26 protein-coding genes are annotated in these 23744 nt (G+C 54.4%); 18 read left to right on the top strand and 8 right to left on the bottom strand.

Annotation, left to right across the window (positions count from 1 at the left end; all coding sequences use genetic code 11):
- The first annotated feature begins 29 nt into the window (after positions 1-29).
- The 8 genes from GJ746_RS17810 (at position 30) to purF (ending at position 7907) form a co-directional block, all read left to right on the top strand.
- On the top strand, positions 30-1043 hold the full coding sequence (locus tag GJ746_RS17810; protein WP_154681393.1) for an aspartate-semialdehyde dehydrogenase: 1014 nt from the start codon (positions 30-32) through the stop codon (positions 1041-1043).
- Positions 1043-1855: a tRNA pseudouridine(38-40) synthase TruA gene (gene truA, locus GJ746_RS17805; protein WP_154681392.1), complete on the top strand. Its 813-nt coding sequence runs from the start codon at positions 1043-1045 to the stop codon at positions 1853-1855. The genes GJ746_RS17810 and truA overlap by 1 nt, the downstream gene beginning before the upstream one ends.
- Positions 1856-1882: 27 nt before the next feature.
- Positions 1883-2542, top strand: a complete 660-nt coding sequence (locus GJ746_RS17800; protein WP_154681391.1) for a DedA family protein — start codon at positions 1883-1885, stop codon at positions 2540-2542.
- Between the two features lie 194 nt (positions 2543-2736).
- A complete protein-coding gene (accD, locus tag GJ746_RS17795) occupies positions 2737-3651 on the top strand; it encodes an acetyl-CoA carboxylase, carboxyltransferase subunit beta (RefSeq protein WP_154682766.1) in 915 nt (304 codons plus the stop codon).
- A 72-nt stretch (positions 3652-3723) separates the two neighbouring features.
- The gene (gene folC, locus GJ746_RS17790; protein ID WP_154681390.1) at positions 3724-4992 is read left to right on the top strand and encodes a bifunctional tetrahydrofolate synthase/dihydrofolate synthase; all 1269 of its coding nucleotides are present in this window, start codon (positions 3724-3726) and stop codon (positions 4990-4992) included.
- On the top strand, positions 4982-5668 hold the full coding sequence (gene dedD / locus GJ746_RS17785; RefSeq protein WP_154681389.1) for a cell division protein DedD: 687 nt from the start codon (positions 4982-4984) through the stop codon (positions 5666-5668). The genes folC and dedD overlap by 11 nt, the downstream gene beginning before the upstream one ends.
- A 199-nt stretch (positions 5669-5867) precedes the next feature.
- The gene (cvpA, locus tag GJ746_RS17780) at positions 5868-6356 is read left to right on the top strand and encodes a colicin V production protein (protein WP_139539191.1); all 489 of its coding nucleotides are present in this window, start codon (positions 5868-5870) and stop codon (positions 6354-6356) included.
- A 33-nt stretch (positions 6357-6389) separates the two neighbouring features.
- Positions 6390-7907, top strand: a complete 1518-nt coding sequence (purF, locus tag GJ746_RS17775; protein ID WP_154681388.1) for an amidophosphoribosyltransferase — start codon at positions 6390-6392, stop codon at positions 7905-7907.
- Between the two features lie 58 nt (positions 7908-7965).
- Here the strand turns inward: purF and GJ746_RS17770 are convergent, their stop codons facing one another.
- Together GJ746_RS17770 and GJ746_RS17765 are read right to left on the bottom strand one after the other, a co-directional pair.
- Complete coding sequence (locus GJ746_RS17770; RefSeq protein ID WP_154681387.1) at positions 7966-9933, bottom strand: glycoside hydrolase family 127 protein; 1968 nt, start codon at positions 9931-9933, stop codon at positions 7966-7968.
- Between the two features lie 7 nt (positions 9934-9940).
- Entirely contained in the window at positions 9941-11341 is a 1401-nt protein-coding gene (locus GJ746_RS17765; RefSeq protein WP_154681386.1) for an MFS transporter, read from the bottom strand.
- Positions 11342-12047: 706 nt separating this feature from the next.
- Between GJ746_RS17765 and GJ746_RS17760 the strand changes: the two genes are divergently transcribed.
- The 7 genes from GJ746_RS17760 (at position 12048) to hisP (ending at position 18037) form a co-directional block, all read left to right on the top strand.
- Positions 12048-13043, top strand: a complete 996-nt coding sequence (locus GJ746_RS17760) for a LacI family DNA-binding transcriptional regulator (RefSeq protein WP_154681385.1) — start codon at positions 12048-12050, stop codon at positions 13041-13043.
- A 40-nt stretch (positions 13044-13083) separates the two neighbouring features.
- Positions 13084-13653 (top strand): UbiX family flavin prenyltransferase, encoded by a 570-nt coding sequence (locus GJ746_RS17755; protein ID WP_154681384.1) that lies wholly within the window; start codon positions 13084-13086, stop codon positions 13651-13653.
- 304 nt (positions 13654-13957) lie between these two features.
- Positions 13958-14740, top strand: coding sequence for a lysine/arginine/ornithine ABC transporter substrate-binding protein ArgT (argT, locus tag GJ746_RS17750; protein WP_154681383.1), 783 nt, complete (start codon positions 13958-13960; stop codon positions 14738-14740).
- Positions 14741-15007: 267 nt separating this feature from the next.
- Positions 15008-15790, top strand: coding sequence for a histidine ABC transporter substrate-binding protein HisJ (hisJ, locus tag GJ746_RS17745; RefSeq protein WP_154681382.1), 783 nt, complete (start codon positions 15008-15010; stop codon positions 15788-15790).
- 66 nt (positions 15791-15856) lie between these two features.
- Entirely contained in the window at positions 15857-16543 is a 687-nt protein-coding gene (locus GJ746_RS17740) for a histidine ABC transporter permease HisQ (RefSeq protein ID WP_154682765.1), read from the top strand.
- The gene (gene hisM / locus GJ746_RS17735) at positions 16540-17256 is read left to right on the top strand and encodes a histidine ABC transporter permease HisM (RefSeq protein WP_154681381.1); all 717 of its coding nucleotides are present in this window, start codon (positions 16540-16542) and stop codon (positions 17254-17256) included. The genes GJ746_RS17740 and hisM overlap by 4 nt, the downstream gene beginning before the upstream one ends.
- A 7-nt stretch (positions 17257-17263) precedes the next feature.
- Positions 17264-18037 (top strand): histidine ABC transporter ATP-binding protein HisP, encoded by a 774-nt coding sequence (hisP, locus tag GJ746_RS17730; RefSeq protein ID WP_154681380.1) that lies wholly within the window; start codon positions 17264-17266, stop codon positions 18035-18037.
- A gap of 41 nt (positions 18038-18078) precedes the next feature.
- Here the strand turns inward: hisP and GJ746_RS17725 are convergent, their stop codons facing one another.
- The 6 genes from GJ746_RS17725 to yfcG all read right to left on the bottom strand — a co-directional run bounded on the left by GJ746_RS17725 (position 18079) and on the right by yfcG (position 21667).
- Complete coding sequence (locus tag GJ746_RS17725; protein ID WP_154682764.1) at positions 18079-18576, bottom strand: GNAT family N-acetyltransferase; 498 nt, start codon at positions 18574-18576, stop codon at positions 18079-18081.
- Between the two features lie 78 nt (positions 18577-18654).
- Positions 18655-19221 carry a DNA-binding protein gene (locus GJ746_RS17720; protein ID WP_154681379.1) on the bottom strand — a complete coding sequence of 189 codons (567 nt, stop codon included), beginning with the start codon at positions 19219-19221 and terminating at the stop codon, positions 18655-18657.
- Positions 19222-19224: 3 nt separating this feature from the next.
- Entirely contained in the window at positions 19225-19479 is a 255-nt protein-coding gene (locus GJ746_RS17715; RefSeq protein ID WP_004114258.1) for a hypothetical protein, read from the bottom strand.
- Positions 19480-19695: 216 nt separating this feature from the next.
- Positions 19696-20589 carry a TIGR01777 family oxidoreductase gene (locus tag GJ746_RS17710; RefSeq protein ID WP_154681378.1) on the bottom strand — a complete coding sequence of 298 codons (894 nt, stop codon included), beginning with the start codon at positions 20587-20589 and terminating at the stop codon, positions 19696-19698.
- 20 nt (positions 20590-20609) lie between these two features.
- Positions 20610-20972, bottom strand: a complete 363-nt coding sequence (folX, locus tag GJ746_RS17705; protein ID WP_004104107.1) for a dihydroneopterin triphosphate 2'-epimerase — start codon at positions 20970-20972, stop codon at positions 20610-20612.
- Between the two features lie 65 nt (positions 20973-21037).
- The gene (yfcG, locus tag GJ746_RS17700; RefSeq protein ID WP_154681377.1) at positions 21038-21667 is read right to left on the bottom strand and encodes a GSH-dependent disulfide bond oxidoreductase; all 630 of its coding nucleotides are present in this window, start codon (positions 21665-21667) and stop codon (positions 21038-21040) included.
- 207 nt (positions 21668-21874) lie between these two features.
- Between yfcG and yfcF the strand changes: the two genes are divergently transcribed.
- Genes yfcF through yfcD form a run of 3 tightly spaced genes read left to right on the top strand, consistent with a single transcriptional unit; the run spans position 21875 to position 23741 of the window.
- Positions 21875-22519, top strand: coding sequence for a glutathione transferase (gene yfcF / locus GJ746_RS17695; RefSeq protein WP_154681376.1), 645 nt, complete (start codon positions 21875-21877; stop codon positions 22517-22519).
- Positions 22520-22575: 56 nt separating this feature from the next.
- Complete coding sequence (gene yfcE / locus GJ746_RS17690) at positions 22576-23127, top strand: phosphodiesterase (RefSeq protein WP_154681375.1); 552 nt, start codon at positions 22576-22578, stop codon at positions 23125-23127.
- A gap of 59 nt (positions 23128-23186) precedes the next feature.
- Positions 23187-23741, top strand: a complete 555-nt coding sequence (gene yfcD, locus GJ746_RS17685) for an NUDIX hydrolase YfcD (protein WP_154681374.1) — start codon at positions 23187-23189, stop codon at positions 23739-23741.
- Positions 23742-23744 lie beyond the last annotated feature (3 nt).

Raw genomic sequence — 23744 nt, 5'->3', positions numbered from 1 at the left:
AGGGCCGCTTTTTTCTGGAGTACACCACCATGTCTGAAGGCTGGAATATTGCCGTACTGGGCGCAACGGGCGCCGTAGGCGAAGCCCTGTTCGAAACGCTTGCCGATCGTCAGTTCCCGGTGGGGGATATTTATGCCCTGGCGCGTAGCGATAGCGCCGGTGAACATCTGCGTTTTTCAGGCAAGTCGGTTATCGTTCAGGACGCCGCCGAGTTTGACTGGACCCAGGTCCAGTTGGCCTTTTTTGCCGCCGGTGTCGAAGCGACTGCCGCGTATGTTGAAGAGGCTACGAATGCGGGCTGCCTGGTCATTGATTTAAGCGGTCTGTTTGCGCTGGAGCCGGACGTGCCGCTGGTGGTGCCGGATGTTAACCCATTTGTATTGGCGGATTACCGCAATCGTAACGTTATTGCTGTGCCAAACAGTCTGACCAGCCAGCTGCTGTCGGCGTTGAAACCGCTGATCGATCGGGGCGGCCTGGCGCGCATCAGCGTGACCAACCTGCTGTCTGCCTCCGCTCACGGAAAAAAAGCGGTTGATGCGCTGGCGGGTCAGAGCGCCAAATTGCTTAACGGCATTCCGATCGATGAAGATGATTTCTTTGGTCGCCAGCTGGCGTTCAATATGTTGCCGCTGCTGCCCGATCGTGAAGGAAGCGTGCGCGAAGAGCGCCGTATCGTCGATGAAGCCCGCAAAATTTTGCAGGATGACGGCCTGATGATCTCCGCAAGCGTCGTTCAGTCGCCGGTGTTCTACGGCCACGCGCAGATGGTGAGTTTTGAAGCGCAGCGGCCGCTGGCGGCCGAAGAGGCGCGCGATGCCTTTAGCCGCGGCGAAGATATCGAGCTGTCCGAAGAAGGCGAATTCCCGACTCAGGTTGGCGATGCTTCCGGTAACGCGCGTCTTTCCGTCGGCTGCGTACATAATGATTACGGTATGCCGGAGCAGGTACAGTTCTGGTCAGTCGCCGATAACGTCCGTTTTGGCGGCGCGCTGATGGCGGTGAAAATTGCTGAGAAGCTGGTTCAGGAGTATCTGTACTGATGTCGGAGATGGAGCTGCCGCCGGTTTATAAAATCGCGCTGGGCATCGAATATGATGGCAGCAAGTACTATGGCTGGCAGCGGCAGAATGAAGTACGCAGCGTGCAGGAGAAGCTGGAAAAGGCCCTTTCGCAGGTGGCGAATGAGCCAGTGAACGTCTTTTGTGCGGGCCGTACGGACGCCGGCGTTCATGGTACCGGTCAGGTAGTGCATTTTGAAACGCGCGCGCAGCGTCAGGATGCCGCATGGACGCTGGGCGTCAATGCGAATCTACCCGGCGATATCGCGGTTCGCTGGGTGAAGCGTGTTCCGGAAGATTTTCACGCCCGCTTCAGCGCCACGGCGCGGCGCTATCGTTATGTTATCTATAATCATCGTCTGCGGCCGGCGGTATTAAGTCGCGGCGTAACCCACTATTATCTCCCGCTGGATGCTGAGCGAATGCAGCGCGCCGCGCAGTGTCTGCTGGGAGAAAATGATTTCACCTCGTTTCGTGCGGTGCAGTGCCAGTCGCGCACGCCGTGGCGTAACGTGATGCACATTAACGTCACTCGTTATGGTGCATATGTGGTGGTGGACATCAAAGCAAACGCTTTTGTACATCATATGGTAAGGAATATTGTTGGCAGTCTGATGGAAGTAGGTGCCGGTAACCAGCCAGAGAGCTGGATTGCAGAACTTCTGGCGGCAAAAGACAGGACGCTTGCCGCCGCAACGGCAAAGGCGGAAGGATTGTATCTGGTGTCGGTGGACTACCCGGCACGCTACGACCTCCCGGTGATGCCGATGGGCCCGCTGTTTTTGGCGGACTAACCGGGTTATTAAGGGCTAACGCAAACTATGGACCTGATTCACTTTGTAATTGATTTTATCCTGCACATTGATGTGCATCTGGCTGAACTGGTCGCGGAGTACGGTATTTGGGTATACGCGATTTTGTTTTTGATTTTGTTCTGCGAAACCGGTCTGGTGGTCACGCCGTTTCTGCCGGGAGACTCTCTGCTGTTTGTGGCGGGCGCGATCTCTGCGCTGCCGACTAACGATCTCAACGTACATTTAATGGTGCTGTTGATGGTCATTGCGGCGATTATTGGCGATGCGCTGAACTACACGATTGGCCGGTTGTTTGGTGAAAAGCTCTTCAGCAATCCCAATTCGAAAATTTTCCGCCGCAGCTATCTCGATAAGACCCACAGCTTTTACGAACGTCACGGCGGTAAAACCATCATTCTGGCGCGCTTTGTGCCGATCGTCAGAACTTTTGCGCCGTTTGTGGCGGGAATGGGGCATATGTCCTATCGTCATTTTGCGATGTATAACGTCGCCGGCGCGCTGCTTTGGGTACTGCTGTTCACCTATGCGGGTTACCTGTTCGGCGATTTGCCGATCGTTCAGGAAAACCTTAAGCTGCTGATTGTGGCGATTATCGTCCTGTCCGTATTGCCTGGCGTCATTGAAGTCATCCGCCACAAGCGGGCGGCAGCAAAACAGGCCAAATAACGCGACAATTAACTTCGGACGGTATGCCGCCGTCCGAAGAGTGAAGTGTGAGCGGTTCGACCACTTTTTTATCCCATGTTACGGGATGTTATGATTTAATGTGCAACATTCATGGTCTGTGAGGGGCAAAAATGGCATTATGCGCCCCTTGCGACAAAACTGGCATCGACCAGGTTCAGGTAGAAAGGTTATCAATGAGCTGGATTGAACGAATTAAAAGCAATATAACCCCCACCCGTAAGGCAAGTATCCCTGAAGGTGTATGGACCAAGTGCGACAGCTGCGGTCAGGTATTGTACCGCGCAGAGCTGGAGCGCAACCTGGAGGTTTGCCCTAAGTGCGATCACCACATGCGTATGACGGCGCGCAACCGCCTGCATAGCCTGCTGGACGAAGGTTCCCTTGTGGAACTGGGAAGCGAGCTCGAGCCGAAAGATGTGCTGAAGTTCCGCGATTCGAAAAAGTATAAAGACCGTCTGGCATCAGCCCAGAAAGAGACTGGCGAAAAAGACGCGCTGGTGGTGATGAAAGGCACCCTGCATGAGATGCCGGTTGTTGCCGCTGCTTTCGAATTCTCCTTTATGGGTGGTTCAATGGGTTCCGTGGTCGGCGCGCGCTTTGTTCGTGCGGTTGAACAGGCACTGGAAGACAACTGCCCGCTGATTTGCTTCTCTGCATCCGGCGGCGCGCGTATGCAGGAAGCGCTGATGTCGCTGATGCAGATGGCGAAAACCTCTGCTGCGCTGGCGAAAATGCAGGAGCGCGGGCTGCCATATATCTCCGTGCTGACCGACCCAACCATGGGCGGCGTATCGGCGAGCTTTGCGATGCTGGGCGATTTGAACATCGCGGAGCCGAAAGCGCTGATCGGTTTTGCCGGTCCTCGCGTTATCGAACAGACCGTTCGTGAGAAGCTGCCGCCGGGATTCCAGCGCAGTGAGTTCCTGATTGAGAAAGGGGCGATCGATATGATCGTTCGCCGCCCGGAAATGCGTCTGAAGCTGGCCAGTATACTGGCGAAGCTAATGAACCTTCCGGCGCCAAATCCGGAACCCGTTCACGAAGGCGAGGTGGTGCCACCGGTGCCGGATCAGGAACCAGAGGCCTGATAATGGAGAGGGCAGGCCTGACGGCGCTGCCCTTTTTTATACGCATAGTTATCTTAACGCTTGCCGGACATCATGGAAAAACAACCTATTCCTCAGGCCACGTCGCCCCTGGCTACGTGGCTTTCTTATCTGGAGCATCTGCACAGCAAAACTATCGATCTCGGGCTGGCGCGCGTCAGCGAGGTAGCGAAGCGGATGGCGGTGTTAAAACCGGCGCCGTTTGTGTTTACGGTGGCGGGAACCAACGGTAAAGGCACCACCTGCTGTACCCTGGAATCGGTACTGATGGCGGCGGGTTTTAAAGTTGGTGTGTACAGCTCACCGCATCTGGTGCGCTACACCGAGCGGGTGCGCATACAGGGGGAAGAGCTGTCGGAGCTGGCGCATACGACCTCTTTTGCCGAAATTGAGGCCGCGCGCGGCGAGATTTCCCTGAGCTATTTTGAGTTTGGTACGTTATCCGCGCTGTGGCTGTTTCAGCAGGCGCAGCTGGATGTGGTGATTCTTGAGGTGGGCCTTGGCGGCCGGCTTGATGCGACCAATATCGTCGATGCTGATACGGCGGTAGTGACCAGTATCGCGCTCGATCATACGGACTGGCTGGGGCCCGATCGCGAAAGCATCGGCCGGGAAAAAGCGGGTATTTTCCGCGCCGGTAAACCGGCTATCGTCGGTGAGCCCGATATGCCGCAGACCATTGCCGAGGTGGCGAGCGAAAAAGGCGCGCAGCTCCTGCGCCGCAACGTTGACTGGCGGTATGACGCCGGGGAACAAAGCTGGTCCTTCCACGATAGGCTCGGCGCGTTGAACGACCTGCCGCTGCCGCAGGTGCCGATGCCGAACGCGGCAACCGCGCTCGCCGCTATACGCGCCAGCGGGCTTAAGGTGAGTGAGCAGGCGATTCGCGACGGCATTCAGAATGCGATGCTGCCGGGACGTTTCCAGATAATCAGCCACCATCCGCGGCTGATCCTTGACGTTGCCCATAACCCGCACGCGGCGGCATATCTCGCCGGCCGTCTCAAAACCTTATCGAAAACGGGGCGCGTGCTGGCGGTTGTTGGTATGCTGCATGATAAGGATATCGCAGGTACGCTGGCAAATTTGCAGGCGGAAGTTGACGCGTGGTACTGCGCACCGCTGGAAGGGCCGCGCGGCGCTACGGCGGAGCAGCTGCTGGAACATTTACGCGCAGGCAAAGCTTATATCAGCGTTGCGCAGGCGTGGCATGCCGCAATGGCGGATGCCAGGCCTGAAGATACGGTGCTGGTCTGTGGTTCATTCCACACGGTAGCGCATGTAATGGAAGAGATAGACGCGGGGAGAATCGGTGGCGAGTAAGTTTCAGAACCGTTTAGTCGGGACAATTGTACTGGTGGCGCTGGGGGTGATTATCCTGCCAGGGCTGCTGGATGGGCAGAAAAAACATTATCAGGATGAGTTCGCTGCGATCCCTCTGGTGCCAAAGCCGGGGGACCGCGATGAGCCGGATATGCTACCAGCAGCGACTCAGGCGTTGCCTTCTCAGCCTCCGGAAGGGGCGGCTGAAGAGGTAAGAGCCGGCGATGCCGCCGCGCCATCGCTGGATCCGTCGCGGATACCGGTGAACAACAATAGTTTTGCAGTGGCCCAGGAGCCGGTTGTGACGCCTAAGCCACAGCCGAAACCTAAGCCGAAGCCGGTTGAGAAAGCGCAGCCACAGCCGCAGCAGCAGGTCGCGGCGCAGACGCCGCCGCCTAAACCACAGCAGCAGGCCGAAATTCCGGCGCCGACCGGTAAGGCCTACGTTGTACAGCTGGGGGCGCTCAAGAACGCCGATAAGGTCAACGAGATTGTGAGTAAACTGCGCGCTTCCGGCTTTAAGGTTTACACGTCGCCTTCAACGCCGGTGCAGGGTAAAATCACCCGTATCCTCGTGGGGCCAGATACCTCGAAAGATAAGCTGAAAGGCCAGCTTGGTGAACTGAAGCAGCTTTCGGGACTCAGCGGTGTGGTCATGGGCTATAGCCCAAACTAACGCTCTCTTTTTTAAAACGGAAGAGTGCTGAAACCCCTGTCTGACGCGCCCTGAAGAGGCGAAAGGCAGTATGGCGTTGAATGTTTTTTCAGCGCCATTTTTATTTATGTAGGGCACGGAAATCCCTACGCAAACGTTTTCTTTTTCTGTTAGAATGCGCCCCGAACCGGACGACAGGGCGTAAAATCGTGGGACGTATATGGTCTGGATTGATTACGCCATAATTGCGGTGATTGGTTTTTCCTCTTTGGTCAGCCTGATCCGCGGCTTTGTTCGTGAAGCTTTATCACTGGTAACCTGGGGATGCGCTTTCTTTGTTGCCAGTCATTACTACACTTACCTGGCTGTCTGGTTCACGGGCTTTGAAGACGAACTGGTCCGAAATGGGATTGCTATCGCGATACTGTTTATCGCGACGCTTATCGTCGGCGCTATCGTTAACTTTGTGATAGGCCAGCTGGTGGAAAAAACCGGCCTGTCGGGTACCGACAGGGTGTTAGGGATCTGCTTTGGCGCCCTGCGTGGGGTACTAATCGTCTCAGCGATTCTGTTCTTTCTCGATAGCTTTACCAGCATGGCGAAAAGCGAAGACTGGCAAAAGTCTGAGCTTATCCCGCAGTTCAGTTTCGTTATCAGATGGTTCTTTGACTATCTGCAGAGCTCGTCAAGTTTCTTGCCCAAAGCATAAGCGTTGGGATGTAGCTTAACGAGGAAAAGACGTATGTGCGGTATTGTCGGTATCGCCGGTGTTATGCCGGTAAACCAGTCGATTTATGACGCGTTAACGGTGCTTCAGCATCGTGGCCAGGATGCCGCAGGCATCATTACCATTGATGCGAACAACTGTTTCCGTTTGCGTAAGGCGAACGGACTGGTGAGCGACGTATTTGAAGCTCGTCATATGCAGCGTATGCAGGGCAATATGGGTATTGGTCACGTTCGTTACCCGACGGCTGGCAGCTCCAGCGCCTCCGAAGCTCAGCCTTTTTACGTCAACTCGCCGTACGGCATTACGTTGGCGCACAACGGTAACCTGACTAACGCTCACGAGCTGCGTAAAAAGCTGTTTGAAGAAAAACGCCGCCACATCAACACCACCTCTGATTCCGAAATTCTGCTGAATATCTTCGCCAGCGAGCTGGACAATTTCCGCAATTATCCGCTGGAAGCAGACAACATTTTTGCGGCGATTGCCGCCACTAACCGTCAGATTCGCGGCGCTTACGCCTGCGTGGCGATGATTATCGGCCACGGTATGGTCGCCTTCCGCGACCCGAACGGCATCCGCCCGCTGGTGCTGGGCAAGCGCGATATCGGCGATGGCCGCACCGAGTATATGGTCGCCTCGGAAAGCGTGGCGCTGGATACGCTGGGCTTTGAATTTCTGCGCGACGTAGCGCCTGGCGAAGCGGTGTATATCACCGAAAAAGGCCAGCTGTTTACTCGCCAGTGCGCAGAGAACCCGGTCAGCAACCCGTGCCTGTTCGAGTACGTCTACTTTGCGCGTCCGGACTCCTTCATCGACAAAATTTCCGTTTACAGCGCCCGCGTCAATATGGGCACGAAGCTTGGCGAGAAGATTGCCCGCGAGTGGGAAGATCTGGATATCGACGTGGTTATTCCTATTCCGGAAACCTCCTGCGATATCGCGCTGGAAATTGCCCGTATCCTCGACAAGCCGTATCGCCAGGGTTTTGTTAAAAACCGCTACGTTGGCCGCACCTTTATCATGCCGGGCCAGCAGCTGCGCCGTAAGTCCGTGCGCCGTAAGCTGAACGCCAACCGCGCCGAATTCCGCGATAAGAACGTGCTGCTGGTGGACGACTCCATCGTCCGCGGCACTACTTCTGAGCAGATTATCGAAATGGCGCGCGAAGCCGGAGCGAAGAAAGTGTATCTGGCTTCCGCTGCGCCGGAAATTCGCTTCCCGAACGTGTATGGCATCGATATGCCGACCGCCAACGAGCTGATTGCTCACGGGCGTGAAGTCGATGAGATTCGCCAGATCATCGGTGCAGATGGCTTGATTTTCCAGGATCTGGACGATCTGATTGACGCGGTTCGCGCTGAGAATCCGGATATTCAGCAGTTTGAGTGCTCGGTGTTCAACGGTATCTACGTGACTAAAGATGTCGATCAGCAGTATCTGGATTATCTCGACTCCCTGCGTAACGACGATGCGAAAGCGGTTCAGCTGCAGAACGAAGTCGAAAATTTAGAGATGCACAACGAAGGGTAATCCTTTGATTTGTTAAAAGCCCGCGGTCTGATGGCCGCGGGCTTTTTGTTTATAGAGGTCAGGCCTCGTTGAGCCAAATCCGCATTTCGCCTTCGCCACGGTTGGCCCAGCTGAACCATGGAATGAAGGTTAAGGTCTGTTTCTCCACCTCCGTCTGGCGCTGGTCGAAGCTGTACAGCGGTTTATCCTCCTGCGCGGTCAGCAGGCGAAGTCCCTCCGCCTGCAGCACTATTTTGTCCTTTAGTAAGCCTGTGCCCCGGGTTGCATGCAGTACGCTCTCTTTCGGCAGCGACAGATTGTGCAGTTCGGCACCGTTATCCGCCTCTTCCAGGCAGTAAACCAGCGGTCCGCGCTGAATGGCGACTTTACCCGCATTGTGGCGCACCAGCGGGTTAGCGTAGACGCGGCGAATAGTCATCGGCAGACGCAGCGTAATAACGTCTCCCTGTCGCCACTGGCGTGTAATATGCAGATAGCCTTTCAGCGTTTCGCCCTGTGCGGCATCCCCGTTGACGAGCACCAGCGGGGCTTCGCACCACTCCGGCAGACGCAGCGCCAGCGTATGCTGAACGGCCTGCGGGTGGCTGAATGTGATGTTAACCTCGTCATCCCACGGATAGTTACCGCTGATTTTTAGCATCAGCCGCTGGTCGTTAATGGTGAACTGCGCTTCGCTCCTGGCGTAGAAATTGATAAACAGCGCGTCACGGCGTGGCGTAAACAGGTAGTGACCGATTGCCACCAGCGTGCGTGCGATGTTCGGCGGACAGCAGGCGCAGCCAAACCAGCGCTGGCGAACCGGTTTGATATGGTCATAAATATGATTATGCGGGATGCTTTTCGGGTAAGTTTCCAGCGGGTTAACATAAAAAAAGTGTTTACCGTCCAGCGCCATCCCGCCGAGTACCGTATTGTAAAAAGCGCGTTCCATCACGTCGGCATAGTGCGCATCGCCTTTCATTTCCAGCATCCGACGGGCGAACATCATCAGGCCAATTGATGCGCAGCTCTCGCCGTAGGCAGTATCGTTGGGTAAATCGTAGTCGCTGGTAAAAGCTTCGCCGATCCCCTGCGAGCCGATTCCTCCGGTGATATACATCCGCCGCTGTACCATGTTGTTCCAGACTCGCAGGCAGGTCTGTCGTTTCTCTTCGTCACGCGTTATGCGGGCGATATGCGCCAGGCCGGTCATCAGGTAGACCGAACGTACGGCATGGCCGACCGCTTCGTGCTGTTCGGAGAGCGGTTTGTGCGCATGAGTGTAAGTTTTATCTTTTATCATTCCCGGCCAGGCGTCGCCCCAGCCGATCCAGTGCCGGGTGCCGCCGCGTTTTTCGAACTCAATATCGTAATAGTAGGGCTGCTTGCCACGCTCCTCGACGAAGAAGCAGGCCAGTGCCTGATAGCGGGGTTCCCGGGTGACTTCATACAGGCGCATCAGCGCCAGTTCGATTTCCGGGTGTCCGGGATAGCCGCGAAGCTGTCCGGGATTAGGCCCGAAGACGGTAGCAATGTAGTCGGCAAAGCGGCAGGCAATTTCCAGCAAACGTCGTTTACCGGTGGCGTTGTAAAAAGCGACCGCGGCTTCAAAAAGATGCCCGGCGCAGTAGAGCTCGTGGCATTCCGCAAGGTTAGTCCAGCGCTGACCCGGTTCTTTGACGGTGTACCACGTATTTAAGTAGCCATCTTCGCACTGCGCTTGCGCCAGCAGTTCAATCACTTCGTCAGCGGTCTGTTCCAGAGTTGCGTCAGGTTTTTGGCTTAACGACCAGGCAACCGCCTCCAGCCATTTAGTGACATCACTATCCTGAAAAACCATACCGTAAAATTGGCCATCCTCAAATCCCGCGGCAATGCGGTAGTTGGCCAGCGCGTGGCTTGGCTCCGCATCGGGAATGTTGTCGTTCAGCGCTTGCCACTGATAAGGAATGACGACATCGCGAATCAGACGCTGATACTCCCCCAGGAAAGGGTCGGTCACGGTAATTCGGTTCAGGTCGGCTTCAATTACATCGGACTGCATCATGTTTACCTCAGGAGATTTGGCTATGTCTTTGGTTAAGATCGGTAGAGATACGTTTCATCATTGGGCCGTTCAGTCGGCACTTCAGCAGGCACAGAGCCAGAATCAGATGGAAAATCGCGGGTACGACGCTTTGCAGCAGGGTGATGGCCTGAATCGAAGCGGCGGTCTGGTTTTCCAGGCCAGGACGGTAGGCGACCAGCAGCAATAGCAGGCTGATAATGCCGCCGGATGAGGCCCAGGAGAGCTTGATAAAAAAGAGATTAAAGGCGAAGTTCATACCTGAAGAGCGCACGCCGTTCTTCCATTCGCCGTAATCATCGGCGAAGGCCATGATTGAAAAGTGCAGCGGTAGGGTGAAACCCAGCACAATGTTGTTGGTAAGGATACAGACCAGCCAGAGCGTCTGGTGCTGCGGACCGGTGGGCAGGAACCACATCGCCAGACCAAAAACAACCAGAACCAGGTTGGTGTGAAAGTAGAGTTTGACCATATCGACGCGGCGGGAAAGCGGGTTAACGATTACCGCGCCGATAATCGCAGCCAGCGTGACGATGGCAAAAAACAGCGACATAAAGCCTGCGCTCCCCTGTAGAGCGTAGGAGATAAAGTACATGTAGCCACCGCCGCGAATACACAGAATATTGACCAGCAGAAAGGACATCACCAGCATCAGCAGTAGCTGGTCGTTCTTACGCAGTCCTTGCAGATGCTGGCGCAGGGTGAATTTTCCGGCAAGCGATAGAGGGATCCGCTCTTTAACCCAGAAGAAGCACAGTAAAAACATAATCATGCCGGCGCAGAGCACGGCCACGCCGTACTGATAGCCCTTAGCCAGATTACCCTGGCCAAAAAATTCAACCATCCACGGCAGCCCAACGGAGACCAGGAAGCCGGCGATACCGCTTAAGACGAAGCGCCAGGACTGGCAGGACATCACCTGATCGTGACGGTTGGTCATGGCGTTAATAAGCGCGCAGTAGGGGACGTTGTTGGCGGTATAGCCCACGGAGAGCAGGAAGTAGGTGCCGAAGGCCCAGGCGATTTTCATATTTGGGCTCATTTCCGGGACGGTAAACGTCAGGATGCCGATAACCGCGAGCGGAGCGGCAGTCCATAGCTGCCACGGTCGAAAGCGGCCCCAGCGGCTACGGGTTCTGTCAGCGATAACGCCCATAACCGGGTCTGATACCGCATCAACAATTCTTAAGGTAAAAAACATCGTACCGACGATGGCTGGGCTCAGACCGAACACATCGGTGTAGAAAAAAAGTAGAAAGCCGCTGATCAAATCTGAGATGCAATGCCCGCCGGCATCTCCCAGCCCATAGCCTATTTTTTCGCGGGTGGAGAGCGTTTCGCCCGCATCAACTATCTGCACATCAGTGTCCAGATTATCGACTGTAGCCATAACCAATCCTTCTTTGCTTAGCAGGGTCTTAGGGATCAAAATTCATTACGACGTATTTTGATTTTTTTAGTAAACGTATAGCGATGGAAAGATTAGATCTGAACGCTTTTTGAGGTACATGCTTCATTTCATCATGTGTGATTTCGATCTTTATTTTTACTAAAAATAAATTTTTAATGTCGATTTGAGTCACATTTATTTGTTGTGGCAACAATGCCAGCGCCTGTTATTGAATAAAGTAAACGTGCTTTTTACGAGAAAAAGTCAGACGGGAATGCCTTCACGAGTAGAGGTTGGCGGTACTCACATTGAGGGCGTTCCGCTGAGCAGAGCGGGAGAGTGACGCCGAAAGCGAGCGTTGAACTCTTCTTACAGGCCATCAGAAGTGAAATTTTGCGTGTGCAGAATGGTACGGTAGAGGTCCGGTATGGTTTTTTTCCGCAAATATTAATTTTTTTTAGTAAAAAAAGATATTCAGATTGTGAATGGGCATCTATTGCGAGATATTCTTAGTGAATAATCGTTAATGCGCTCGAGCCGAATGTGTTTGTGCCCGGTGGACATTTTTCAGGCGTTGACAAGCGAGATAGCGATCTTGCGGCTGAGATGGCAAAGTACTTACTCGACATACGCGGCGCGGGCTGGCGATCGGGTACTGTATGGATAATTGGTATAAATCCCCGTACATCAGGTGAAAACGAACGGAATGGTAAAAAAGACCAGAATTAAAGATATTGCAGCGGCCTGCGGTGTGTCGATTGCCGCGGTCTCAAGGGCATTGAAAGGACAGCCAGGGCTTAGCGAAGAGACTCGCCAGCGTATACTGTCAATAGCGGAAGCTGAAGGCTATGATTTCAGCCGCTTACGCAGCGGGCGTATTAAGCGACTGCTTTTTTTAATGCACCGGGAACACAATATCGCCAGCGCGCTACCGTTCTATTCGAGCGTGATGCTCGGCGTTGCCGATGCCTGTAGAGAACATGAAATTGCCATGAGCTTCCAGCCCGTGGGGCCGGGGGATTCAGTTAGCGAGTTAATTACCCTTCACCAGCCTGATGCGCTTATTGGCGCCGGTTATCTGGAAGCGGAGGTTCTGGCGGAGCTGAGCAAAACGGCGCTACCCGTTGCGCTGGTTGATCTGTGGGCGGCTGATTTCCCCTGCGTCAATCCCGACAACTATCACGGCGGTTTTATCGCCACCCGTCATCTGCTTGAACAGGGAAGAAAGCGCATAGCATTACTTGGCCATTCACAGCGTCATTACAGTATTCGTCAGCGCACAGAAGGGTATCAGCAAGCGCTGTTTGATGCAGGAATCACTCTTTCTGCGGATTATAAGGTTGAGGTTCCGCCGGTTAAGGAGATAGAACAGGCGCTGATCGAGGGGATGGATAAACTGCTGGCGTTGCCGCAGCCGCCGGATGCTATCTTTGCTTATAACGATATGGCGGCGCTGGTGGCTATGCGGGTTTGTATGCGTAAAGGTATTAAGGTTCCCGACGAGATGGCGATTGTTGGTTTTGACGACATTGAGGCCGCTGCCTGGGCCTGGCCGCCGTTAACTACAGTGGCGATTGATAAGCGTGAGCTTGGTCGCGATGCGTTCCGCCTCTTGCTAAGCGATGAGGGGGAGCGAAATTTGTTGCTGCCGGTGCGGCTGGTGGTGCGTGAAAGTTCGTTGCGGTTGCGCCCGGAGGCATAATCCGGCAAAGTCTGCGCCATTGTGTAAGGGGGCAATTATCGTGAAGCGACTCATTATTGGGATTTCTGGCGCCAGCGGCGCAATTTACGGGGTACGCTTGCTCCAGGTTTTGCGCGATGTCCCTGATGTCGAAACCCATCTTATTTTAAGCCAGGCGGCGCGACAGACGCTGGCGCTGGAGACGGATTTTTCGCTGCGCGAGGTGCAGGGGTTAGCCGATGTGGTGCACGATGCGCGTGACATCGCCGCCAGCGTCTCTTCCGGTTCTTTTAAAACCGCCGGAATGGTCATTTTACCGTGCTCAATGAAGACCCTTTCAGGCATTGTTCATAGCTATACCGATGGGCTGCTAACCAGGGCGGCAGACGTGGTGCTTAAAGAGCGCCGTCCGCTGGTACTTTGCGTCAGGGAGACGCCGTTCCACCTTGGTCATTTGCGTCTATTGGTTCAGGCGGCAGAAATGGGCGCGGTGATTATGCCGCCGGTTCCTGCCTTCTATCATCGCCCAAAGACCCTTGATGATGTGATTAACCAGACGGTCAATCGCGTTATCGATCAGTTCGATATTTCCCTTCCGCAAGAGCTCTTTACCCGCTGGCAGGGGGCGTAGGGCGCACTGACATAGTGCGCTTTATTCACATCTGCGCTCCCGCAGTGCAATTTTGTCGCCTCGATCAAATCCTCAACATTTAATTTGTTTTTTTGCGCTCCGGCACTGCGGTTTATCCGTTATTGCTGGTATCTTCCCTCTTAAGACAAACTTGCAACCTTTATTTAACAAATTTAACGCCGTTTCCAGCACGCACTGAGAAAATGGCATAAAAGATGCAGCACAAAACGGACAAGCTTTGTCGGCAGTACACATAACAAGACAACGCACCACATAACAACATCACGACACTTAAGGGTAACCTATGAAGAAGACGGTTCTGGCTCTCTCTTTAATGATGGGAATTTGCAGCACATCCAGCGCCTTCGCCGCGCTGCCGCAGAGTATTCGCATTGGTACCGATGCCACCTACGCGCCATTCTCTTCTAAGGATGCGAAAGGGGATTTTGTGGGTTTTGATATTGATTTAGGCAACGAGCTTTGTTCGCGTATCAAAGTGAAATGTACCTGGGTCGGTAGCGATTTCGATTCGTTGATCCCGTCGCTGAAGGCTAAGAAAATCGACGCCATCATCTCTTCGCTGTCGATTACTGAAAAACGCCAGCAGGAAATTGCGTTCTCTGACAGGCTTTACGCGGCTGATTCCCGTCTTATCGCCGCCAAGGGCTCGCCAATTCAACCGACCCTGGAGTCCCTGAAGGGTAAACACGTCGGCGTGCTCCAGGGCTCCACCCAGGAAGCCTATGGTAACGAGCGCTGGCGTAGCCACGGCGTGGATGTTGTGGCTTATCAGAACCAGGATTTAATCTACTCAGACCTCGCCGCTGGTCGTCTGGACGCCGCATTGCAGGATGAAGTGGCGGCGAGCGAAGGTTTCCTCAAGCAACCCGCCGGTAAAGATTTTGCGTTTGCCGGTCCTTCCGTTAAAGACAAAAAATTCTTCGGTGATGGTACCGGCATCGGCCTGCGTAAGGACGAGAGCGAGCTGAAAGCCGCTTTTGATAAAGCGCTGGCTGAAGTTCGTAAAGACGGCACCTATGACAAAATGGCGAAGAAATACTTCGACTTCAACGTTTACGGTGATTAAGACGCCCGTGGCCCGGACTCCGGGCCACGCGTATGTATTGCTGCACATTATTGGTGCAGCATTGGTGCGGCCGCGTTTTTTATGGATCAATTTGGTGCAAGAAAGCCCGTGCGGCACGATAAAAACTGCATAGTTAAGCGTTTCTGATGCGAGAAAATTTGCTTTCCAGCGTAGAATGTTTTGCCTTTCCGGGGCTAATAATGGCACGATAACTGCCGTAAGTACTTCTAATAAATCCGTTAGAATGACAGTCTGTTGAGGATAGTTATGAAAAAACTGGCGTTGTCTCTCTCTTTAGCGCTGGCCCTTTCCAGCGTTTCCACTGTATTCGCAGCAATTCCGCAAAAAATCCGCATCGGTACCGATCCTACTTATGCCCCGTTCGAATCGAAGAATGCACAGGGTGAATTGGTTGGTTTTGACATCGAACTGGCGAAAGAGCTATGTAAGCGTATCAATACACAATGTACCTTCATTGAGAACCCGCTCGATGCGCTGATCCCATCTTTAAAAGCGAAGAAAATCGACGCCATTATGTCTTCGCTGTCGATTACTGAAAAACGCCAGCAGGAAATTGCTTTCACCGACAAACTTTACGCGGCTGATTCTCGTCTGGTGGTGAAAAAAGGCAGCGACATCACGCCAGACCTTGCGAAGCTGAAAGGTAAACGCGTTGGCGTTCTGCAGGGGACGACTCAGGAAACCTACGGTAATGAACACTGGGCGCCGAAGGGGATTGAAATCGTTTCTTATCAGGGGCAGGACAATATCTATTCCGACCTGACCGCCGGACGTATTGATGCAGCCTTTCAGGATGAAGTTGCCGCCAGCGAAGGTTTCCTCAAACAGCCGATCGGCAAAGATTATCAGTTCGGCGGTCCGTCGATTAAAGACGTGAAGCTGTTTGGCGTCGGCACCGGTATGGGGCTGCGCAAAGAAGACAACGAGCTGCGTGAAGCATTGAATAAAGCCTTTGCCGAGATGCGCCAGGACGGCACTTACGACAAACTGGCGAAGAAATATTTCGATTTTAACGTGTACGGCGACTAATCATCACGCGTACCCCATTGCGCGTCACTCGGCGCGCGATGGCAGATGACAGACAGGGCAGACAGCATGCTGTACGGGTTTTCACAGGTTATTTTTCAGGGCGCGCTGGTCACCCTTGAGCTGGCGTTAAGCTCGGTCGTTCTGGCGGTGCTTATCGGCCTGGCGGGCGCCGGGGCGAAACTTTCCAGCAATCGTCTTTTAGCGCTGATTTTTGAAGGTTACACCACCTTAATCCGCGGCGTACCCGATCTGGTGCTGATGCTGCTGATTTTCTACGGGCTGCAGATTGCGCTTAACGGCGTGACCGATGCGCTTGGCCTGGCGCAGTTCGATATCGACCCAATGGTGGCGGGGATCATCACGCTGGGCTTTATTTATGGCGCCTACTTCACCGAAACTTTCCGTGGAGCTTTCCTGGCGGTGCCGAAGGGGCATATTGAAGCGGCTACGGCTTTTGGTTTCAGCGGCGGGCAAACCTTTCGTCGCATTCTGTTCCCGGCAATGATGCGCTACGCGCTGCCAGGAATAGGCAACAACTGGCAGGTTATCCTCAAAGCGACCGCGCTGGTCTCACTGCTGGGGCTGGAAGATGTGGTGAAGGCAACCCAGCTGGCGGGTAAAAGCACCTGGGAGCCGTTCTACTTCGCTATCGTCTGCGGCCTGATTTATCTCGTATTTACCACGGTTTCCAATGGTGTGCTGCTCATGCTCGAACGCCGTTATTCTGTAGGCGTGAAGAGGGCTGACCTGTGATTGAAATTATTCAGGAGTACTGGAAATCTCTGCTGTGGACCGACGGCTACCGCTTTACCGGGGTGGCGATTACGCTCTGGCTGCTGATCTCTTCAGTGGTGATGGGCGGCATACTCGCGGTTTTTCTGGCGATAGGCCGGGTATCGAGCAATAAATTTATCCAGTTTCCAATCTGGCTTTTTACCTACGTCTTTCGCGGCACGCCGCTGTATGTGCAGCTGCTGGTGTTCTATTCCGGGATGTACACGCTGGAAGTCGTTAAGGGGACTGAACTGCTGAACGCTTTCTTCCGCAGCGGCCTGAACTGTACCGTGCTGGCGCTGACGCTGAATACCTGCGCTTATACCACGGAGATTTTCGCCGGCGCGATTCGTTCGGTGCCGGCCGGAGAGATTGAGGCCGCGCGGGCGTACGGCTTTTCATCGGTGAAAATGTATCGCTGCATTATTTTGCCTTCCGCGTTGCGGATTGCTCTACCTGCGTACAGCAATGAAGTGATTTTGATGCTGCACTCCACCGCGCTGGCTTTTACCGCCACGGTGCCGGATTTGCTGAAAATTGCCCGCGATATTAACTCGGCAACCTACCAGCCGTTTACCGCCTTTGGTATTGCCGCAGTACTCTATTTAATTATTTCGTATGTGTTGATTAGCCTGTTCCGCAGGGCGGAAAAGCGCTGGCTGCAGCATATCAAACCTTCTTCGACGCACTGAGAACGCCATGTCCGACAATAAATTAAATGTAATCGATCTGCATAAACGCTACGGCGAGCATGAGGTACTGAAAGGCGTCTCACTGCGGGCGAAAGCCGGAGATGTGATCAGTATTATTGGCTCATCCGGTTCCGGGAAAAGCACCTTTTTGCGCTGCATTAACTTTCTTGAAAAACCCAGCGAAGGGACGATTGTTGTTAATGGGCAAAACATTGGCCTGGTCCGCGATAAAGACGGTCAGTTAAAGGTGTCTGATAAGAACCAGCTGCGTCTGTTGCGCACTCGTCTGACGATGGTGTTCCAGCATTTCAACCTGTGGAGCCACATGACGGTGCTGGAAAACGTGATGGAAGCGCCAATTCAGGTGCTGGGGCTAAGCAAACCGGAAGCGCGCGAACGGGCGGAAAAATACCTGGCGAAGGTGGGTATTGACGAACGCCAGCAGATTAAATATCCGGTGCATCTCTCCGGCGGCCAGCAGCAGCGCGTTTCAATTGCCCGCGCGCTGGCAATGGAACCTGATGTACTGCTGTTTGATGAGCCCACCTCGGCGCTTGATCCTGAACTGGTTGGCGAGGTTCTGCGTATTATGCAGCAGCTGGCGGAGGAGGGGAAAACCATGGTTGTGGTCACCCATGAGATGGGCTTTGCCCGCCACGTCTCTTCGCACGTGATCTTCCTGCATCAGGGGAAGATAGAAGAAGAAGGGCACCCTGACGACGTCTTCGGCAATCCAAAAAGTCAGCGCCTGCAGCAGTTCCTGAAAGGCTCTTTGAAGTAAAAGCTGCCCATGTCCCGGCGGAACATCCGCCGCCGGGAAGGCTAACGTTCCAGCCGGTATACCCAGTCGTCATAATCCACTCCATTCAGATGATAAGCTTTTTCAAGCACCTGAATGCGAATGAAACCGTGTTTTTCCAGCAGTCGGGAAGAGCCGAGGTTGTTGCCCAGCACCCAGGCGTTTATCGCGTGAACGCCGAGCTGGCTAAAGCCGTAGTCGCAAACCGCCTTCAGCGCTTCGCTGGCGTATCCCATTCCCTGAGCCTCGGGCAGAAGGGCGTATCCAACATCCGCTTCGTGCGGGTTTTTGCTGCTGATACGCAGGCCGATATCGCCAATCGCCGCGCCGCTGACGTCACGCAGTACGAATACGCCAGAGTCAGCGCAGCGTAACTCAAACACAGTCCGCAGCGCTGACTCGTTAAGAACCTCGCCCATGTAACGCATCACTTGCGGATCCCGTCGTAAACGCAGGAAAAAAGGCCAGTCGGATGCGTTAAACGACGAGAGGCGCAGGCGCGGGGTGGTAAGCGTAATCATAAAGCAGGCCATAAAGATGAATTGTTTAGCCACCTTAACACCATAAGGCACCGGGTTGTATGGCCTCAGAAAACAGGGTTAGCCAGCCGTCAGCGAAGACTGCTGCTGATTTTCGAGCCCGTGAAGATAATGCAGCACGGTTTTGCTCTGTCGCGTAGCCCTCAGCTGCAGCGCCAGATTGAGATCGTCCAGCACTTCGGCGTGGGCCACCAGCGGTGAGTCTTCGGCAAGCCGTCCCTCCGTTACCAGCCAGCCAACGATGGTTTTCCAGCGCCACAGCGGCGAATTGCCTTTTACGCGCTGCACCGGTCCCGGAAACTGGCCCGATCCTCGTGCGCCATCTTTCAATAAGGCGACGGCCTGTCGCGTCAGGCCGGTGAGTTCAGCAATATCGCTTAACCCTACCAGCGCGGAATCGACGGATTCGACTCGCGCATTCAGAGCCGGAGTGGATTCGATATCAGCAATGGCTGACAGAATAGCCTGATCGAGAGAGTCGCTTTCGCGATCGAACTCCAGATAGACCGCCGTTCCGTAAAAACAGACCAGGGCGTCAGAGCAGCCTGCGGCATATAGCGCATCTTCCAGACCCACGGTACGAGCAGTAACGCCGGAGAGAGTGAGCGTAAAATTATACAGCGCCATCGTTTAATCCTTCTTGTGGTTAATCTGACCTGAGGCAGGCGGCTGGCAGCGGTCGACCATTCTGATAATTTGCCTGGCGTGGTTAATGGGTACCGCAGGCGTTGACCAGATGCTCATCATATGTTCCCGGTGCCGGGCCGTCCCGCACATCAACCTGCCAAAACAGTGAGCGCTTTTGCCGCCAGTGATAAAAATCCAGCCTCGTGCCAGCGCGTAGTCAATAGCTGCTCTGATATGTTTATCCGGATGTTCCTTCATTAATTAGTCCTGGTAATATGAATAGATCGTTGACGAATGTCAACGGTTTGATGATGTTAAATTACACACAGGGGTTATGGCAGAGTGAAAGGCATATCACTGGAATGAGATTCACAGTTAAGGCGACACAGGATGGGGAATTGGCGAGCGTTGCGAGGCGGGTTCCATATCATAATAAATCAGGGAGCTCGCTACGATCTCCCTGCTGGTTCTGAACTACTTGAGTACATCCGCAAGCGCTTCTTCCAGGTCATACCACCGAAAGCCAAAGCCGGCGGCTTCCAGCCTTTTTGGCAGCGCGCGCTGGCCGCCGAGTACCAGAACGGAAGACTCGCCCATCAGCAGGCGAATCGCCGCCGCCGGGACGCGAAAAATAGCAGGACGATTGAGCGCATGCCCCAGCGCGTGGGCGAACTGCTCGTTGCGCACCGGATAAGGGGAGACCATATTAAACGGTCCGCGCAGGTCGTTATCCAGCAGCCACAGAATGCCGTTGACCATGTCGTCGATATGGATCCAGGGCAGATACTGCCTGCCGCTGCTAATAGGGCCGCCGAGACCAAGTTTAAATGCCGGCGTCATTTTGGCCAGGATACCGCCTCGCGGAGCAAGCACCACCCCGGTTCGCAGCAGGCAAACGCGGGTGCGTTCGCTCTGCGCTTCGCAGGCAATTTGCTCCCAGCGGGCGCAAAGTTTGTGGGTAAACTCGTTATGCGGCGGTTCTTCCTCGGTGACCACGACCTCGCCGGAATCGCCATAATAGCCGGTGGCGGAACCGCTAATCAGCACCGAGGGTGGATTATCGCTGGCGTTGATTAACTTGACCAGCCTTTGGGTGATATCCCAGCGGCTGTGGCAAAGGCGCTGTTTCTGCTCTACCGTCCAGCGTTTGTCGGCGATGGGCTCGCCTGCGAGGTTAATGACGGCGTCAAAGCCGTTAAGGTTTGCCTGATGCTCGAAATCGCGCCACAGAGTGACGCGAGAGTCGAGGCGGGTTTTTGCCTTTTCAGGGCTGCGCGTCGAAACCGTAACATGATGCCCCAGTTCAAGTAGCCGAGGTATCAAATGTCGGCCAATCAGGCCGGTACCGCCAGTAAGCAGAACGTTCATCGCGCCTCCCTAAGATGCGTCTAACGCCTCCAGCTCATGGTCATGGATACTGAATCGGCGTAGCGCAGTGCATGTAGTTTATCGATCTCTACTTCAGCATATGTGACCCAGTGATGTTCGCGTGCGATGTCGAGTACATCCTGAGTTAATTTTTCCAGTAGAGAGAAACGGTTATTCTCAATGTGGCTAATAATGCGTTTGGTGATGGTGCGGTAGTTCAGCGCGTCGTTAATATCTTCGCTGTTGCGTGATTTCTCCGCCGGATAGTGGATAGCGACGTTGACCACCACGTCCTGGCGGTTGGCGATCTCTTCCTCTTTAATTCCGATAAAAGTACGCAGGCGCAGGTTCTTAATTCGAATAATAGCGTCTGGTTGTGACATGGCAGGCTTCCTCCGTGTAATTATTTCCGCAATCATACATCAAAGCTTCCCGGGCGAGCAGGGGGTTAATGAGCTTCAGTTTTCAGCAGCGCCTCAACGGTGGCCGGGCGCTGGCGAATGCGTTCAAACCAGTTGTGTACCGCCGGATACAGGGCCAGATCGATGCGCTGGCGCTGATGCGCATTAACCCACGGCCAGCAGGCTATATCGGCGATGCTGTAATGGTTTCCGCCAAGCCAGGGGCTCTCGCCAAGGCGCCGATTGAGGACGCCATAAAGACGCTGTGTTTCTACCTGATAGCGCTCAATGGCGTAGGGAACCGCCTGCGGAGCGAAATGATTGAAATGGTGATTCTGACCGAGCATCGGCCCTAGTCCACTAACCTGCCAGAACAACCACTGTAACGTCATGTGGCGCTCACGGAATTCACCACTCAGTAGCTGGCCGGTTTTTTCTGCCAGATACAGCAGGATCTCCCCGGATTCAAACAGTTTTAACGGGCCGCCGCCGTCAACCGGATCATGGTCAACGATCGCCGGGATCTTGTTATTCGGTGAGATGGCGAGAAACTGCGGTTGAAACTGCTCTCCTTTACTGATGTCGACGCGGAGTAGACGGTAGGCCAGCTGTGCCTCTTCAAGGAAAAGCGTAATTTTGTGGCCGTTAGGGGTGGGTGCGTAGTAAAGATCGATCATGGAATCTCCCGCCATCACAGGTCGCAAACCTTTTGAGTATAGGTGAAGCTGGACGATTCGCAGTTTGGCTCGCCGTGAGATGGCTTTTTTCCGGTAAAACCTGCAGCTTAAGAGAAATGCAAAATCCCATGGCGGCGGCAAGTGACTTCGCCGAAAAGACAGGATATGTTGACTCATCGCCCCATTACCTTAGCCATTGAGGAAGCTATGAGCCAGCCCGCTATTACCCTGTGGTCCGATGCCGATTTTTTCTCGCCGTATGTGATGTCCGTTTACGTTGCCCTGCAGGAAAAGAGCCTGCCTTTTAGCCTGAAAACCGTCAACCTCGACCGCAGCGAGCATCTGCAAGATGTCTGGAAAGGCTACAGCGCGACGCGACGCGTGCCGTTGCTGGAGATTGGCGAGTTCTCCCTGAGTGAATCTTCCGCGATTACTGAATATCTCGATGAGCGCTTTGCGCCGCCGGAGTGGGAGAGGCTTTATCCACATGACCTGCAAAAGCGCGCGCGGGCGCGTCAGATACAGGCGTGGCTGCGTAGCGATTTGATGCCGATTCGGGAAGAGCGCTCAACAGACGTGGTCTTTGGCGGAGCAAAGAAACCTCAGCTTAGCGAATCCGGGCAAAAAAGCGCCGCGAAACTGTTTGAAATCGCTGGCGTGCTGCTGTCCCATGGCGGGCAGAATTTATTTGGCGAGTGGTCTATTGCCGATACCGACCTGGCGTTAATGATCAATCGACTTGTGCTTAACGGCGATGAGGTCCCCGCGGCGCTGGCGGATTACGCTACTTTTCAGTGGCAGCGCGCATCGGTTCAGCGCTACGTCGCACTCTCAGCCAAACGAGCGGGCTGATAACCCTCAGCGCTTCCGTTATCATAGGCATCTCGTTATGCGTGGAGATGAAATGTATGAAGCTGATGTTTGCCTCGGATATCCACGGTTCGCTGCCCGCCACCGAACGCGTTCTTGAACTGTTCGCACGGAGTGGGGCGCAGTGGCTGGTTGTCCTTGGCGATGTACTCAATCACGGGCCGCGCAACGCCCTTCCCGAAGGCTATGCTCCCGCCCAGGTTGCTGAGAAGCTAAATAGTGTGGCGGAGCGGGTGATTGCCGTACGCGGCAACTGCGACAGCGAGGTCGATCAGATGCTGCTCCATTTCCCCATCACCGCTCCCTGGCAGCAGGTTTTGCTCGAGCGAGCCCGCCTGTTTTTGACCCACGGACATCTGTACAGCCCTGAGAATTTGCCTCCGCTTGCCGCTGGCGATGTGCTGGCTTACGGCCATACTCATATTCCGGTAGCCGAGAAACGCGGCGAGATTTTTCTCTTCAACCCCGGCTCGGTCAGTATCCCTAAAGGGGGATATACCGCCAGCTACGGGCTTCTGAACGGTGGGCAATTGCAGGTTTTAGCACTTGATGATCATCAGGTTATTGCAGAGGTCGCAATTTACCCGTAATTTACCCCTCAACCGAATATACGCGCCGCGAGAGCGCTTTAAAAAAGTAAGGTTTCCTGATGGCGGAACAGAATCATTTGGCAAGCACAGAATGGGTCGATATTGTTAATGAAAACAATGAGGTGATAGCACAATCCAGCCGCGAACAGATGCGTGCTGAGTGTTTGCGTCACCGCGCGACCTACATTGTTGTTCATGATGGGATGGGCAAAATCCTGGTGCAGCGTCGTACCGAAACTAAAGATTTCCATCCGGGAATGCTGGACGCTACCGCCGGCGGCGTGGTGCAGGCTGATGAGCAAATGCTGGAGTCTGCGCGCCGTGAAGCGGAAGAGGAGCTCGGTATTGCCGGAGTGCCGTTCGCTGACCACGGGCAATTCTACTACGAAGATAAGCATTGCCGCGTCTGGGGCAGTCTGTTCAGCTGCGTATCGCACGGGCCGTTTGCTCTGCAGGAAGAAGAGGTGAGCGAAGTGTGCTGGCTGACGCCGGAAGAGATCACCGCCCGCTGCGATGAGTTCACCCCTGATTCACTGAAAGCGCTGGCCCTGTGGATGACCCGCAATGCCAATAATGAGTCGGCAAAAACCGAAAAAGAGGAAGAGGCGGAGTAGCTT

It is taken from the genome of Klebsiella oxytoca (assembly GCF_009707385.1).
GTDB lineage: Bacteria > Pseudomonadota > Gammaproteobacteria > Enterobacterales > Enterobacteriaceae > Klebsiella > Klebsiella oxytoca_C.
This window is presented reverse-complemented; position numbering and strand designations above follow the sequence as displayed.